We start from the raw sequence: 15,158 nt of genomic DNA, 5'->3' as shown, positions 1-15,158 counted from the left end.
CGCCGAACGGGGGACGGGCGCCTCCCTTCTCCCCACGGCCGTGGGGAGAAGGTCACGGAGCGCAGCGGAGGGGGATGAGGGGGCGCCGGGCGAAGGGGAGGCCATGCCTCGCTCCTCGTCGGTCGCCGGGCGTGCGCGCCCTGCACGCGCGTGCTAGGACCTTCGCCACGCAAGGCGGCCGGTCCGCCGCCGACACCGGAGCATGAGCATGGCCCAGAACCGTATCCTGGACGACTTCGCCCGCCTCTTCACCGACGCCGCCGGCATGGCTCAGGGCGTGCGGCGCGAGGCCGAGGGGGTGTTCAAGGCGCAGCTCGAGCGCCTGATCCGCGACATGGACGTCGTCAGCCGCGAGGAGTTCGAGGCGGTGCGCGAGATGGCGATCCTCGCCCGCGACGAGAACGAGCGCCTCTCCGCCCGCATCGCCGCGCTCGAGGAGAAGCTCGGCATCCCGAAGACGCCGAAGAACGAGGCCGGCGAGATCTGAAACGATGACCCCACGGGAATTCGTTTCCGCCTGGCGCCGGCACGACCCCTCATCCGGTCCTTCGGGGCAACTTCTCCCCGCAGGCGGGGAGAAGGGACCGGCGCCGGCGCGGGAGCTGGAGCCGCGGCGCGCCGTCTGCATGCTGCCGGAAGGAGCGCGATGGCCGGGATCCCCTTCGCCCCGCTTGCGGGGAGAAGGTGCCCGCGCAGCGGGCGGATGAGGGGCGCGGGGCGTGAGACCGGTGCGGCCCCTCCGGGCTACGCCTTCCCGTAGCCGCCGCCGGTGGGCGTGATCACGGTCACGGCCTCGCCGGCCTCCAGCAGCGTCTGGTCGCAGGCGCCGAGTTCCTCGACGCGGCCGTCGTTGCGCCGCACCAGCGTGCGCCCGCATTCCCCTGGCTCGCCGCCCTCGAGCCCGAAGGGCCGCACCTTGCGGTGCGACGAGAGGATCGCGCACTCCATCGGCTGCAGGAACCGGATCGTGCGGCTCGTGCCGTCGCCGGCGTTCCAGCGGCCCCGCCCGCCCGAGCCGGCGCGGATGTGGAAGTCCTCCAGCAGCACCGGGAAGCGGTATTCGAGGATCTCCGGGTCGGTGAGTCGCGAGTTCGTCATGTGCACGTGCACGCCCGACGTGCCGTGCCAGCCGGGGCCGGCGGGCGAGCCGGAGCAGATGGTCTCGTAGTACTGGTAGGCGTCGTTGCCGAAGGTGAGGTTGTTCATGGTGCCCTGCGAGGCCGCCATGGCGCCGAGCGCGCCGAACAGGCAGTTCGTCACGGCCTGCGAGACCTCGACGTTCCCCGCCACCACCGCTGCCGGGTAGACCGGCGACAGCATGGTGCCCTCCGGCACCACGATCTCGATGGGCCGCAGGCAGCCGGCGTTCATCGGGATCTCGTCGTCCACCATGACGCGGAAGACGTAGAGCACTGCCGCGCGGGTCACCGGCAGCGGCGCGTTGAAGTTGTCGGGCCGCTGCGGCGAAGTGCCGGTGAAGTCGACGGTCGCCTTGCGCGCCGCCTTGTCGACGCGGATGCGCACGTTGATCGCGCAGCCCTGGTCCATCGGGTAGGTGAACGACGCGTCGTGCAGCCGGTCGAGCACGCGGCGCACGCTCTCGGCCGCGTTGTCCTGCACGTGGCCCATGTAGGCCTCGACGACGGGCAGGCCGAACTCCGCCACCATCTTGCGCAGTTCCCGCACGCCCTTCTCGTTGGCGGCGATCTGCGCCTTCAGGTCGTTGACGTTCTGCACCACGTTGCGAACCGGCCACGTGGCGCCGGTGAGCAGCGCCACCGTCTCGGCCTCGCGGAAGCGGCCCTCCTCGACGATCTGGAAGTTGTCGATGTAGACGCCTTCCTCCTCGATGGTGGTGGCGCGCGGCGACATCGAGCCGGGCGCGACGCCGCCGACGTCGGCGTGGTGGCCGCGCGAGGCGACCCAGAACAGGATGCGCCGGCCCTCTTCGTCGAACACGGGCGTGCACACCGTGATGTCGGGCAGGTGGGTGCCGCCGTTGTAGGGCGCGTTCAGCATGAACACGTCGCCGGGGCGGATGCGGTCGCCGTTCATGCGGATGACGGTCTCGACCGACTTGTCCATCGAGCCGAGATGCACCGGCATGTGCGGCGCGTTGGCGACGAGGTTGCCGTCGGCGTCGAACACCGCGCAGGAGAAGTCGAGCCGCTCCTTGATGTTCACCGAGTAGGCGGTGTTCTGCAGCGTCACGCCCATCTGCTCGGCGATGGACATGAAGAGGTTGTTGAAGATCTCCAGCATCACCGGGTCGGCGTCGGTGCCGACGGCGCTGCGGCGTGCCAGCGGCACCACGCGAGTCAGCACGAGGTGGTCGCGCGCCGTCAGTTCGGCCCGCCAGCCGTCCTCGATCACGATGGTCTGGTGCGGCTCGATGACGAGGCCGGGCCCCGGCATCACGGCGCCGGGTCGGATGTCCTCCCGCCGCCACACCGGGGCGTCGTGCCACGCGCCCTGCGAGAAGAAGCGCGTGCGCGCCGAGGCCGAGGGCGTCGAGCCCGCAACGGCATCCGCCTCCGCCACGCCCACCTCGGCGCCGCCGCCGACCGCCTCCACCCCGACCGCCTCGACGACGAGCGCCTTGGTCTCGTCGATGAAGCCGAAGCGCGCGCGATGCGCCGCCTGGAAGTGCTCCTTCATGGTCGCGAGAAGGGCCTGCGCCGCATCGGATGACGGAGCGGCAGACCGAAGGAGCGCCTCCACCGGCACCGGCACTTCGAGCGCCGTGTCCGTGCCGGCGTAGCGCACGTGGGCGCGCACGTGGAGGGTGACGTCGGCGGGCGCGACGCCCTGGCCCTCGACCTCCGCGCGGCACACCGCGCCGAGGCGCGTCGCCTCGGCGGCGAGCACGGGCAGGGCGTCGACGCCAAACGGCACCTCCACCGCCTGCTGGCGGCTCGCCCGGATTTCGGCGAGGCCCATGCCGTAGGCGGAGAGCAGCGACGAGAACGGGTGGATCAGCACCTTCGTCATGCCGAGTGCGTCCGCGACGAGGCAGGCATGCTGGCCGGACGCGCCGCCGAAGGCGTTGAGCGCGTACTGCGTGACGTCGTAGCCGCGCGCCACGGAGATCTTCTTGATCGCCTCGGCCATGTTGGCGACCGCGATCTGCACGAAGCCGTCGGCCACCTCCTCCGGGGAGCGGCCGTCGCCGACCTCGGTCGCGAGCGCCGCGAAGGCCTCGCGCACCGCCTCGACCTCCAGCGGCTGGTCCTGCCCGGGGCCGAAGATCGCCGGGAAGAAGGCCGGGTCGAGCTTGCCCAGCATGACGTTGGCGTCGGTGACGGCGAGCGGCCCGCCGCGGCGGTAGCATTTCGGCCCGGGGTTGGCGCCGGCCGAGTCGGGGCCGACGCGGAAGCGCGAGCCGTCGAAGTGCAGGATCGACCCGCCGCCCGCGGCGACCGTGTGGATCAGCATCATCGGCGCGCGCATGCGCACGCCGGCGACCTCCGTCTCGAAGGCGCGCTCGTACTCGCCGTCGAAGTGGGCGACGTCGGTCGAGGTGCCGCCCATGTCGAAGCCGATGACGCGCGGGAAGCCCGCCTCGCGGCCGGTCTGCGCCAGGGCGACCACGCCGCCGGCCGGGCCGGAGAAGATGGCGTCCTTGCCCTTGAACAGGTCGGCGGCGGTGAGGCCGCCCGACGACATCATGAACATCAGCCGCGCGCCGCTGCGCGCCGCGTCCAGTTCCTCCGCCACCTGCGCGACGTAGCGCGACAGGATCGGCGTCAGGTAGGCGTCAACCACGGTGGTGTCGCCGCGCCCGACGAGCTTGATGAGCGGGCTCACCTCGTGGCTCACGGACACCTGCGGGAAGCCGAGCTCGCGGGCGATGGCCGCCACCTGCCGCTCGTGCTCCGGGAACTTCCACGCGTGCATGAACACGACGGCGACGGCGCGGAAGCCCTCCACCATCGCCTGCAGCAGCGCCGCCCGCACCGCCTCGTCGCCCGGCGCCTGCTCGACGGTGCCGTCGGCGCGGACGCGCTCGTCGATCTCGACGACGCCGGCGTAGAGCTGCTCCGGCTTGACGATGGCCTTGTCGAAGATGCGCGGGCGCGCCTGGTAGCCGATGCGCAGCGCGTCGCGGAAGCCGCGCGTGGTCACGAGGAGCGTGCGCTCGCCCTTGCGCTCCAGCAGCGCGTTGGTGGCCACCGTCGTGCCCATGCGGACGTCGCCGATGACGCCGGCCGGGATCGGCGCACCCTTGGCGAGGCCGAGAAGGTCGCGGATGCCCTGCACCGCGGCGTCGCGATAGGCCTCGGGGTTCTCGGAGAGGAGCTTGCGGGCATGCAGCCCGCCCTGCGGGTCGCGGCCGATGACGTCGGTGAAGGTGCCGCCGCGGTCGATCCAGAAGTCCCAGCGCGCCGTCGCACGAGCCATGGCCCACTCCCTGCCTGAGGTGCGGGAGATCAATGACGCCTTCGTCTGCAAAACGTCAACATTTTGTTGACAGCGATTCCGCCCCCGCTAGCATTCACAGAGCCGGACAGGACAATGCCGACGGCGGGAGGGGAGCGGGTCGTCTGCGACGTCCCGCGTGGCTCCCGTGTGTGGCCGAGGTCCGGCGGATCGTGGCTGCTGGAGAGGCGAGGGGAGCCGCATGCGAAAGGTCCTGGATGCCCTCTACCTCGGGTCCGGCATCCTCGCCGGCTGCTTCCTCGTCGCCATCTTCCTGCTCATGATGGGACTGTCGCTCGGCCGCGAGGTCGGGATCAACATCCCCTCCGGCGACGACTTCACCGCGTGGTCGCTTGTCGCCATGGCGTTCCTCGGCCTCGCGCACACTTTCAAGAAGGGCGAGATGATCCGCGTCGGGCTGCTGATCGAGCGCCTGAAGGGACGGTCGCGGCGGATGGCTGAGATCGTCTCGCTCACCATCGCGGCAGCGTTCATCGGCTTCTTCGGCTGGCAGGCCGGCCGCCTCACCTTCGACTCGTGGCGCTTCAACGACATCTCGCAGGGCGCCGTCGCCGTGCCGCTGTGGATCCCGCAGCTCGGCTTCGTCGTCGGCCTCGCGGTCCTGCTCATCGCGGTGATCGATGAACTCGTCACCGTGCTGCAGGGGCGTCCGCCGAGCTACGAGCCGCCGGAGGAGAGCCCCGACGAGTTCGTCGAGCGCATCGCCTCGGGCGGGGGCGTGTGAGCCATGGGCGTCCTCTCCCTTCCCGAGCTGTCGCTCATCCTGCTCGCCTTCCTCGTCGTCGTGCTGGCGAGCGGCGTGTGGATCGCCATTGGCCTCGGCCTCGTCGGGCTGCTGGCCATGGTCCTCACGACTAACGTGCCCATCGGCCAGGTCCTCGCCACGACGGTTTGGAGCGCCACCTCGTCGTGGACGCTGGCGGCCCTGCCGCTGTTCATCTGGATGGGCGAGATCCTGTTCCGCACGCGGCTGTCGGAGCAGATGTTCCGTGGCCTGTCGCCGTGGCTGCAGTGGCTGCCGGGCCGCCTGATCCACACCAACATCGTCGGATGCGGCATCTTCGCCGCGGTCTCGGGCTCGTCCGCCGCGACCTGCGCCACCATCGGCAAGATCGCCCTGCCGGAGCTCAAGAAGCGCGGCTACGACGAGCGGCTGAGTCTCGGCACCCTCGCCGGGTCGGGCACGCTCGGGCTGCTGATCCCGCCGTCCATCCCCATGGTGGTCTACGCCGTCACGGCCAACGTCTCGGTGCTGCAGGTCTTTCTCGGCGGCTTCCTGCCGGGGCTCCTCGTGATGGCCCTCTACATGGGGTACGTCATCGTCTGGGCGTGGCTGAACCCCGACAAGCAGCCGCCGCGCGACCCTCCGATGCCGCTCGTGGAGAAGTTCCGGCAGTCGGCCAAGCTGCTGCCCTGCCTCCTGCTCATCGCCGCGGTGTTCCTGTCCCTCGTCCTCGGCTTCGCCACCGCGACGGAGTGCGCGGCGTGGGGCGTCACCGGAGCGCTGATCCTCGCCTGGTGGAGCGGAACGCTGAACCGGCAGGTGTTCCTCGACAGCATCATGAGCGCGACGCGGCTCACCTGCATGATCATGCTGATCCTGGCGGGCGCCGCGTTCACCACCGCGGCGATGGCCTTCACGGGCATCCCGGCGGCGCTGGCGGAGTGGGTGAAGGGCCAGAACCTCTCGCCGCACATGCTCGTGCTGGCGCTGACCTGCATGTACATCATCCTCGGCTGCCTCATCGACGGCATCTCGATGATCGTGCTCACGGCGGTCATCGTGCTGCCGATGGTCAAGCAGGCGGGCTTCGACCTCGTCTGGTTCGGCGTCTACCTGATCATCCACGTCGAGATGGCCCAGATCACGCCCCCCGTCGGGTTCAACCTGTTCGTCCTGCAGAACATGAGCGGGAAGGACACGATGACCATCGCCAAGGCGGCGCTGCCCTTCTTCCTGCTCCTGAACGTCGCGGTCCTGATCATCACGACGTTCCCGCAGATCGTGCTGTATCTTCCCAGGCTCGCCTTTCCGGAGTGAACCTGTCCCTCCCGCAACCCCCGACCCCGCAACCCCCGACCCCTGGAGCCGACCGATGACGACACGCAGGACCCTGACCCAAGCCCTTCTCCTTGCCGGGATCGCCGGCTTCGCCCTGGTCGCCCCCGCCGGCGCGCAGACCAAGTGGAACCTGCCGACCGCCTATCCGGCCGACAACCTGCACACGGAGAACATCGCCCAGTTCGCCAAGGACGTGGAGCAGGCGACCGGCGGCAAGCTCAGCATCACGATCCATCCCAACGCCTCGCTGTTCAAGGCGCCGGAGATCAAGCGCGCGGTCCAGACCGGGCAGGCGCAGATCGGCGAGGTGCTGATGTCGCTGCACGAGAACGAGGACCCGATCTTCGGCATCGACGTGGTGCCCTTCCTCGCCACCAGCTTCGACGACGCGAAGAAGCTGTGGAACGCCTCCCGCCCGGCGGTGGAGAAGAAGCTCGCCTCGCAGGGCCTGCAGGTGCTCTACGCCGTGCCGTGGCCGCCGCAGGGCATCTACGCCAAGAAGGACATCAACACGATCGAGGACATGAAGGGCCTCAAGTGGCGCGCCTACAACGTCGGCACCACGCGCATCGGCGAGATCGTCGGCGCGCAGGCGGTGACGATCCAGGCGGCCGAGCTGCCGCAGGCGCTGGCCACGGGCGTCGTCAACTCCTTCATGTCGTCGGGCGCCACCGGCTATGACAGCAAGGTGTGGGAGACGCTGTCCCACTTCTACGACACGCAGGCCTGGCTGCCGAAGAACGTCATCTTCGTCAACAAGGCGGCCTTCGACGCGCTCGACAAGCCGACGCAGGACGCGGTGCTCAAGGCCGCCGCGGCGGCGCAGGAGCGCGGCTGGAAGCTCAGCGCCGACAAGACCAAGTGGTACCTCGACCAGCTCGCCGCCAAGGGCATGAAGGTCCAGCCGCCGAGCCCGGCGCTCAAGGACGGCTTCAAGAAGGTCGGCGAGCAGCTCACCGCCGACTGGCTGAAGAAGGCCGGCCCGGACGGGCAGGCCGCGGTCGACGCCTACAAGAAGATGTGAGGCAAGGCGGGCCTCAGGCCGGCGCCGGCCCCTCATCCGCCCGCTTCGCGGGCGCGGGCAGTTGCCCGCTCCCGCTTCCTTCGGAGCACGAGCCGGGCAAGCCCGGCACGTGCGCGGCACCTTCTCCCCGCAAGCGGGGCGAAGGGGACCGGGTCTGCGTGGGGTGGAAAGAAATCAGGGCCGCCGCACCACTCCCTTCTCCCCACCGCGTGGGGAGAAGGTGCCCCGAAGGGGCGGATGAGTGGAGGGGCGGCCCTGAGTGGATCGGATGGAACAGCGGAGGCGGACGTGAACGGCAAGGCGGCATCCGGTGCACCGGCCTTCGGCCCGATCGTCTCCTCGGCGCACCTCGCCTCGGGGGCCTCGCCGGCGCTGTCGGAGTTCGAGTTCGGGCTGATCCTGGCCTCGCACGCCTTCCACCGCTGGATGGTGCGGGCCATGGCGGCGTCGGGCTACCCGAACCTGTCGGCCCTCGACGTGCTGGTGCTCCACCACGTCAACCACCGGGCCAAGCCCAAGCGGCTTGCCGACATCTGCCTCGTCCTGAACGTCGAGGACACGCATCTCGTGACCTACGCCGCGCGCAAGCTGGAGGGCCTGAAGCTGGTCCGCAGCGGGCGGGCCGGCAAGGAGAAGACCATCGCCATCACGCCGGCCGGGGCGGAGGCGTGCCAGCGCTACCGCGACATCCGGGAGGAGCTGCTGGTCAAGGCGGCGGGAGCCCTCGCCTTCGACGAGACGGTCCTGTCCGACCTCGCGGCGCGGATGCGGGCGCTCTCCGGGCACTACGACCAGGCGGCGAGAGCGGCAGCGTCGCTGTGAGATGCTTGCAACTGTCGGCTGAAATCAACGTCCGGAGCCCGCGTTTGGCTTGACCGGCGCCAAACCGGGCCGCATCGTCCGCCGATCTGCGCCCTGCGGCGCCCCAGGTGATCATTCGTCGTCGTTCGTCCGGAGAGCCTCTCATGCGCCATCTCGCCCTGTCGGCCGCCGCCGCCATCGCCCTCGCGGTCGCGAGCCCGGCCCTCGCCGGCCCGGAGCGGATGCCGGCCGAGGCCTGGACGCAGCCCTATTCGGGCAGCCAGTCGGCCATCCCGGCCTGCGCCGATCCCAGCGTCCTCTCCCGCATCCAGAGCCGCTTCTCGGAGCGCGAGTCGAGCTACTGGAACTCGAACCTGACGATCGTCGGCTTCGACAAGATCCGCCCGACGAGCTTCCGCCCGTGGGGGCTCGACTTCATCCCGCGCCTGTTCTGCACCGGCGTCGCCACCACCTCGGACGGCAAGCACCGCCAGATCGACTACTCGATCGGCGAGAGCACCGGCATCATCGGCTGGGGCTGGGGCGTCGAGTGGTGCGTGAGCGGCCTCGACCGCCAGCTCGGCTTCCCGCCGAACTGCCGCACGGCGCGTCCCTGATCGACCGGCCGGCCCGGCTTCCGCGATGACGGCCCGGCGACCCGCGCTGCTGTCGGCGCTGGCGGCACTGGCGTTCGTCGCGTCCGCGACCCTTGCCCTCGCGCAGGGCGAGCGGCGCGGCGGCACGCCCGGCGAGTTCGACTTCTACGTCTTCGCCCTGTCGTGGTCCCCCGGCTTCTGCGAGGCCGGCGGCGGCGACGAGAAGGGTCGTGACCAGTGCAGGACCGGCGCCGGGCTCGGCTTCGTGGTCCATGGCCTGTGGCCGCAGTTCGACCGCGGCTTCCCCACCCAGTGCCAGCCGGCGAGCGTCTCGCCCTCCCGCATGGCGCTCGACACGGTGCGCGGCGTCTACCCCGACGAGGGGCTCGCCCGCTACCAGTGGCGCAAGCACGGCACGTGCTCGGGCCTCAGCCCGGCGGACTACTTCGCGGCGGTGAAGGCGGCGCGCGACAAGGTGGTCGTGCCGCCGGAGTTCCGCCAGCCCGGCGGGGACAAGACCACGACGGCGCTCGACCTCGAGCGCGCCTTCGTCGCCGCCAATCCCGGCCTGCGCGTCGACATGATGGGCGTCTCCTGCCGCGGCGAGGTGCTGCAGGAGGTGCGCGTGTGCATGAGCCGGGACCTGCGCGGCTTCGTGCCCTGCGGCGAGGTCGACCGGCGCGGCTGCCGCGCCCGCACCATCTCCGTCCCGGCCCCCCGCTGACCGTCAGCCGGCTTCATCCCGCCTCGCCGCGCGTTGACGCGCCGGGAGGAGCGAGGCAGGACAACCCGGGACCATCGCGCGCATGAACTACCGCCACGCCTTCCATGCCGGGAATTTTGCCGACGTGCTCAAGCACGCGGTGCTCGCCCGCGTCCTCGCCTACCTCACGCAGAAGGACGCGCCTCTGCGGGTCATCGACACGCATGCGGGCATCGGCGTCTATGACCTCGCGTCCGACGAGGCGGGCCGCACGCAGGAGTGGCGCGGCGGCATCGGCCGCCTGCTCGATGCGGCGCTGCCGCCGGCCGCGGCGGACCTGCTGGCGCCGTATCTCGAGGCCATCGACGATCTGCGCGCCAAGGCGGGGCCGCTCGCCTATCCGGGATCGCCGGAGATCGCCCGCCGCCTGACGCGGCGACAGGACAGGCTCGTCCTCATCGAGAAGCACCCGCGCGACGTCGAACTGCTCGCCGAGGCGATGGCCGGCGACCGGCGCGCCAAGGTCATCGCCCTCGACGGGTGGACGGCGCTCAACGCCTACGTTCCCCCGCCTGAGCGGCGCGGGCTGGTGCTCGTGGATCCGCCGTTCGAGGAGGCGGGCGAGCTGGAGCGGATGGCCGCCGCCGCCGCGAAGGCGTGGAGCAAATGGAGCACGGGCGTCTACCTGCTCTGGTACCCGGTGAAGGACACGCGCGAGATCGACGCCTTCCACCGGACGGTGAAGCAGGGGCCGATGCGACGGGTGCTGCGGATCGAACTCCTCGTCACGGACGGGCGCGACCCGCGCCTGCTCAACGGCTCCGGCCTGCTCGTCGTCAACCCGCCCTGGACGCTGGCGCAGGACATGGCCGTGCTGCTGCCCGCCCTCTCGACCGTGCTGCGCCGGGACGCCTCCGCCCCGTTCCGCTGCGACTGGCTGGTGCCCGAAGACTGAGGAGAAGAATGTTCTCCAGTAACGTCCCGGCGCTCACGCTGCTCCTCGGGTGACGAGACTCTGATTGATATTTGCGCAACGCGCATGTGAAATCTGGTTTCTTCTTGCAAACGAAGTCAATCTGCAGGAAAAACGGAATACGTGCGTGCGGCGCCTCCTGGCTGGAGGAGCGGATGATGTAGCCCTGTGAGCGGGGAGGCAGCAGACGACAGTCGGATCCCGTAGGCACGACATGCGGGCGACCGCGTGGAACGGAGCCGGATCGTTGGGTCCGACGGAGCGGAGCGAGGACATGCCTCAACAGGGTGTGGTGAAGTTTTTCAATACCGAGAAGGGCTACGGCTTCATCAAGCCGGATGACGGCGGGCGGGACATTTTCGTCCACGTGACGGCCGTGTCGCGGGCGGGGCTGCAGACGCTTGACCAGGGCCAGAAGGTCACCTTCGATGTCGAGCCCGACAAGAAGGGCAAGGGACCGAAGGCGGTCAACCTGGTGCTGATGAGCGACTGACGGAGTCAGCCCCGGGGACACTGCCGTCAACTGGGCTGACCACATGAAGCTTCGTACATCGCCGGCCTCACCTTTCGGCCGAAAGATCGTCATCGCCGCAAGCCTGCTCGGCCTGCGGGACCGTATCGCCGTGGAAGCGGCGGACACGTCCGACCCCAACGACACGCTGCGCAGCCAGAACCCGCTGGGGAAGATCCCCACGCTGGTCGACGACGACGGCGCGACGTGGTTCGACAGCCGCGTCATCCTCGAGGTGCTCGACGCCCGCGCCGGCGGCCGCCTGCATGGCGAGGGCCCGGCGCGTCTCGAGGTGCTGCGCCTGCAGGCGCTCGCCGACGGCATCGCCGACGCGGCGCTGCTGCAGGTCTACGAGAACCGCTATCGCGACGCCGAGCGGCGCGAGCCGCGCTGGCTGGCGCTCCAGGCGGGCAAGGTGGAGCGGGGTCTCGCGACGCTGGAGGCCTCGCCGCCGGATCTCGGCGGCGGCATCACCGTCGGCCACATCGCGCTGGCCTGCGCGCTGGGCTATCTCGACCTTCGCTTCGAGGGCGCGTGGCGGGCGGGTCATCCCCGCCTCGTGGCGTGGCTCGACGCCTTTGCCGCTCGGGTGCCCGCCTTCGCCGAGACGCGGGTGTCCTGACCCCAACGAAAAAGGCCCGGCCGATGGCCGGGCCTTTCCCCTGTGGACCCGAGGGTCCGATCAGAACTTGTAGTTCACGCCCGCGCGGACGACGCCGAAGGCGTTGTCGGTCGACTGGGTGGCCGTGTAGGCGACGCCACCGGTCGTGATCACGCCGGCCGAGTTGCCCTTGTCGATCGAGACGTAGAGGCCCTCGACCTTGGCGGTCCAGTTGTTGGTGAAGGCGTACTCGACGCCGCCGCCGACGACCCAGCCGGCGCGCGTGTCGCTGCCGCCGAACACGCGCTCGCCGACGTCGCCGTAGGCGAGACCGCCGGTCACGTAGAACAGGGCGCGGTCGGCCGCGAAGCCGAGACGGCCGCGGACGGTGCCGAAGTAGCTGCCGCTGTCGGTCGTCACGCCCGACGGCAGGAAGGTGCGGCTGCCGCCGAGGTCGGCGTACTGGATGTCGGTCTCGACGCCGAAGACGAACTGGCCGGTCTGGAAGTTGTAGCCGGCCTGGGCGCCGCCGACGAAGCCGCCCTCGTCACCCGCGGTGAACGTCGAGGTCGTGCCGCCGCCCGTGATGGTGACGTCGTTGCCGTTGCCCCAGCCGTAGCCGGCGTTCAGGCCGAGGTAGAAGCCCGTCCACGTGAAGGCGGGGGCGTAGGCGACCGGGGCGGCGGGAGCCACCTTGCGGCTGGGCAGGTCCGCGGCAAAGGCCGAGGTCGAAAGGAGGCCGGCCACGAGGGCTGCGGCAAGTGCGGTCTTCTTCATGGTTCACTCCGGAACGTGTTCGGGAGCGCAGGTGCGCTCCCGGGTCGTGGACGGAACCCTGCCGGGTCCCAGGGGAAACGAGGCGATCACGGCGCCAGGGCGGCGCTCCCGCTCGTGATCGGCCGCCCGTGTGGCGGCCAATTGGGGCGAAACCGTGGTTCCGGCGAGGCGAGCGCCCCGCCGTCCACGGTTCAGAACTTGTAGCTCGCGCCGGCGCGCAGGACGTTCACGTGGCTGTCGACCGAGACCGGCCCGGCGCTGCCCGGGAACGTGGAGCTGCCGAGCTCGTAGCGCAGGTACTCGGCGCGGATCGAGACGTTCGGCATCACCATCATCTCGGCGCCTGCGCCGTAGGTCCAGCCCGTCACGGTGTCGCTCGTCTTGCCCCACAGCGTGGTGTAGTTCACGTCCGCGAAGCCGAAGCCCACGGTGACGTAGGGCATGATGTTGCCGAACGAGTATCCGGCGCGGGCGCGCAGGCTGCCCAGCCAGTCGTTTGCGGCCTTGGCGGTGAGCGTCGTGTCGGAGATGCCGGAGAAGGTGAAATCGGCCTCGACGCCGGCGACGATCTTGTCGAACTGGAAGTTGTAGCCGCCCTGGACGCCGCCGATCAGGCCGGAGGTGTCGACGCCGCCCGCCTCGCCCCAGCCGCCGCCGAGATGGCCGCCCACGTAGAACCCCTGCCAGCTGGGCAGGGTGGCGTAGGGCGCCGGCGCGTAGGGATCGTTGCGGCTGGGAAGATCGGCCGCCTGCGCGGTCGCAAGGCCGGCCGCGAGAGCCGCGACGGCCAAAGGAACAAGGGTGCGGAGCGTCTTCATGGCAACGTCCTCGACAGGCGGCCCAAAGCGGCCGTCGAGGATGGGGATACGCCAAACAGGCTTGCCGTTTAACCCTAACGTTTCTTCAGGGTCAATGATCCCTAAACGTTGAGCGACTGGCGAAAGGGGGCGTTCATCGAAGTAAACAGAACGTTTATCCGTTGATTCCGCCTTGTTTTTGCCGCACTTGGGGCGCGCGCCGCTTGCCTCGGGCACGGCCGCGTGCCATTGCCTTGGGCCGGCTTCCCTCTCGCCGCGGGTCCATGACGGTTAACGACGCGCCCCTGCCGGTCTCCGTGTTCATCATCGCGCTCAACGAGGCCGACCGGATCGGCCGCACGATCGAGGCGGTGAGGGGGCTTTCCGACGACATCGTGGTGGTGGACAGCGGTTCCACCGACGGAACGCAGGCGCTGGCCGCGTCTCTGGGCGCGCGCGTGGTCGAGCACGCCTTCGAGGGCTACGGCCCGCAGAAGCGCTTCGCCGAGACCCAGTGCCGCCACCCCTGGTTGCTGAACCTCGACGCCGACGAGGTGGTGCCGCCCGATCTCGAGCAGGAGATCCGTGCGCTGTTCTCCGGCACCGGGCCGCAGGCCGACGCCTACCGCATCCGCATCGCCGAGATCTTTCCCGGGGAGGGCGCCCCCCACCGCTTCGCCTATGCGCTGACGCCGGTGCGGCTCTACCGCCGCGACAAGGGGTCCTACTCGTCCTCGCCGGTCTGGGATCGGGTCGACCTCGTAGAAGGAGCACGGGTCGCGAAGCTGCGCGGCACGATCCACCACTTCTCCGTGCGCTCGCTCGGCGACCAGATGAACAAGCTCAACGCCTACACCGACCGGCTCGTCGCCGACATGCAGGCCCGCGGGGACGGCGTGTCGGTGCTGCGGCTCTTCCTCGAGTTCCCGGCCAACTTCATCAAGGCCTACATCGGCCGCCGGCACGCCCTTCGCGGTGCCTACGGCTTCATGACGGCGATGAACTTCGCTTTCTACCGCTACCTGCGCGTCGCCAAGCACCTCGAGGCGAAGCGCCTCGCCAAGGCGCGCGAGCGGGGCTTCAGGTGACGCGCCGCCGCACCGCGCTCGTCACCGGCGCTGCCCGCCGCATCGGCGCCGCCATCGCCTGGCGCCTCGCGCAGGCCGGCTACGACGTGGCGATCCATGCCCGCAGCTCGACCGGGGAGGCCCAGGCGCTCGCCGGTCGCATCGCCGGCCTCGGCCGCCGGGCGGTCGTGGTCCCCGGGGACCTCGCGGATTCTGCCGCGTGCGAAACCATGGTCGCCGATGCCGTCGGGGCGCTGGGGCGGCTCACGCTTCTCGTCAACAACGCCTCGCTGTTCGAGGCCGACACGCTGCAGACGATGGCCCTCGACCGGTGGGCGCGGCATTTCGACATCAACCTGCGCGCGCCGGTGCTGCTGGCCCAGCGCTTCGCCGCTCAGGCCGACCCGGCCGACGATCCGTCCATCGTCAACATCGTGGACCAGCGGGTGCTCAGGCTCACCCCGCAGGTGTTCTCCTACACGCTGACCAAGGCGGGCCTTCACACGGCGACGATCACCATGGCGCAGGCGCTGGCGCCGGGCATCCGGGTCAACGGCGTGGGCCCGGGACCGACCGTGCCCAACCCGCACGACGGGGAGGAGGGGCTCGCCACCGAGGCGGCGGGGGTGCCGCTCGGACGGGCCGTGGCGCCGGAGGACATCGCGGACGCGGTGGCCTATCTCGCCGGGGCCCGCTCGGTCACCGGGCAGATGCTGGCCGTCGACTGCGGCCAGTCGATCGGCTGGCGCACGCCCGACATCGTCGACGAGACCCCTGCCGCCGGCTGACCGGCCCCTCCCCAAAGA

At 70.4% G+C, this 15,158-nt stretch carries 15 protein-coding genes; 12 read left to right on the top strand and 3 right to left on the bottom strand.

Annotated elements, in window-relative coordinates:
• Positions 1-202: 202 nt before the first annotated feature.
• The gene (locus ACX9GQ_RS08820) at positions 203-487 is read left to right on the top strand and encodes an accessory factor UbiK family protein (RefSeq protein WP_459629147.1); all 285 of its coding nucleotides are present in this window, start codon (positions 203-205) and stop codon (positions 485-487) included.
• 257 nt (positions 488-744) lie between these two features.
• Here ACX9GQ_RS08820 and ACX9GQ_RS08815 read toward each other — a convergent pair whose 3' ends face one another.
• Entirely contained in the window at positions 745-4,401 is a 3,657-nt protein-coding gene (locus ACX9GQ_RS08815; protein WP_459629146.1) for a hydantoinase B/oxoprolinase family protein, read from the bottom strand.
• A gap of 220 nt (positions 4,402-4,621) precedes the next feature.
• Here ACX9GQ_RS08815 and ACX9GQ_RS08810 point away from each other — a divergent pair, with 220 nt between their 5' ends.
• The 9 genes from ACX9GQ_RS08810 to ACX9GQ_RS08770 all read left to right on the top strand — a co-directional run bounded on the left by ACX9GQ_RS08810 (position 4,622) and on the right by ACX9GQ_RS08770 (position 11,732).
• The gene (locus ACX9GQ_RS08810; protein ID WP_459629145.1) at positions 4,622-5,164 is read left to right on the top strand and encodes a TRAP transporter small permease; all 543 of its coding nucleotides are present in this window, start codon (positions 4,622-4,624) and stop codon (positions 5,162-5,164) included.
• Between the two features lie 3 nt (positions 5,165-5,167).
• Entirely contained in the window at positions 5,168-6,481 is a 1,314-nt protein-coding gene (locus ACX9GQ_RS08805; RefSeq protein ID WP_459629144.1) for a TRAP transporter large permease, read from the top strand.
• 55 nt (positions 6,482-6,536) lie between these two features.
• Entirely contained in the window at positions 6,537-7,526 is a 990-nt protein-coding gene (locus ACX9GQ_RS08800) for a TRAP transporter substrate-binding protein (RefSeq protein ID WP_459629143.1), read from the top strand.
• Positions 7,527-7,814: 288 nt separating this feature from the next.
• Complete coding sequence (locus tag ACX9GQ_RS08795; protein ID WP_459629142.1) at positions 7,815-8,348, top strand: winged helix DNA-binding protein; 534 nt, start codon at positions 7,815-7,817, stop codon at positions 8,346-8,348.
• Positions 8,349-8,491: 143 nt separating this feature from the next.
• The gene (locus tag ACX9GQ_RS08790; RefSeq protein WP_459629141.1) at positions 8,492-8,944 is read left to right on the top strand and encodes a hypothetical protein; all 453 of its coding nucleotides are present in this window, start codon (positions 8,492-8,494) and stop codon (positions 8,942-8,944) included.
• A gap of 25 nt (positions 8,945-8,969) precedes the next feature.
• Positions 8,970-9,647 carry a ribonuclease T2 family protein gene (locus tag ACX9GQ_RS08785; RefSeq protein ID WP_459629140.1) on the top strand — a complete coding sequence of 226 codons (678 nt, stop codon included), beginning with the start codon at positions 8,970-8,972 and terminating at the stop codon, positions 9,645-9,647.
• Positions 9,648-9,729: 82 nt separating this feature from the next.
• A complete protein-coding gene (locus tag ACX9GQ_RS08780) occupies positions 9,730-10,581 on the top strand; it encodes a 23S rRNA (adenine(2030)-N(6))-methyltransferase RlmJ (protein WP_459629139.1) in 852 nt (283 codons plus the stop codon).
• A 292-nt stretch (positions 10,582-10,873) separates the two neighbouring features.
• Positions 10,874-11,092, top strand: a complete 219-nt coding sequence (locus tag ACX9GQ_RS08775; protein WP_459629138.1) for a cold-shock protein — start codon at positions 10,874-10,876, stop codon at positions 11,090-11,092.
• A 43-nt stretch (positions 11,093-11,135) separates the two neighbouring features.
• The gene (locus tag ACX9GQ_RS08770) at positions 11,136-11,732 is read left to right on the top strand and encodes a glutathione S-transferase family protein (protein ID WP_459629137.1); all 597 of its coding nucleotides are present in this window, start codon (positions 11,136-11,138) and stop codon (positions 11,730-11,732) included.
• Between the two features lie 60 nt (positions 11,733-11,792).
• Here ACX9GQ_RS08770 and ACX9GQ_RS08765 read toward each other — a convergent pair whose 3' ends face one another.
• Both ACX9GQ_RS08765 and ACX9GQ_RS08760 read right to left on the bottom strand, forming a co-directional pair.
• Positions 11,793-12,488, bottom strand: a complete 696-nt coding sequence (locus tag ACX9GQ_RS08765; protein WP_459629136.1) for an outer membrane protein — start codon at positions 12,486-12,488, stop codon at positions 11,793-11,795.
• A gap of 191 nt (positions 12,489-12,679) precedes the next feature.
• Positions 12,680-13,306 carry an outer membrane protein gene (locus ACX9GQ_RS08760; RefSeq protein ID WP_459629135.1) on the bottom strand — a complete coding sequence of 209 codons (627 nt, stop codon included), beginning with the start codon at positions 13,304-13,306 and terminating at the stop codon, positions 12,680-12,682.
• Positions 13,307-13,569: 263 nt separating this feature from the next.
• On the opposite strand from ACX9GQ_RS08760, the gene ACX9GQ_RS08755 reads away from it, so the two are divergent.
• Together ACX9GQ_RS08755 and ACX9GQ_RS08750 are read left to right on the top strand one after the other, a co-directional pair.
• Entirely contained in the window at positions 13,570-14,373 is an 804-nt protein-coding gene (locus ACX9GQ_RS08755; protein ID WP_459629134.1) for a glycosyltransferase family 2 protein, read from the top strand.
• On the top strand, positions 14,370-15,140 hold the full coding sequence (locus tag ACX9GQ_RS08750; RefSeq protein WP_459629133.1) for an SDR family oxidoreductase: 771 nt from the start codon (positions 14,370-14,372) through the stop codon (positions 15,138-15,140). Before ACX9GQ_RS08755 ends, ACX9GQ_RS08750 begins: the two co-directional genes overlap by 4 nt.
• Positions 15,141-15,158: the final 18 nt, after the last annotated feature.

The organism is Alsobacter sp. R-9, assembly GCF_054612375.1.
This window is presented reverse-complemented; position numbering and strand designations above follow the sequence as displayed.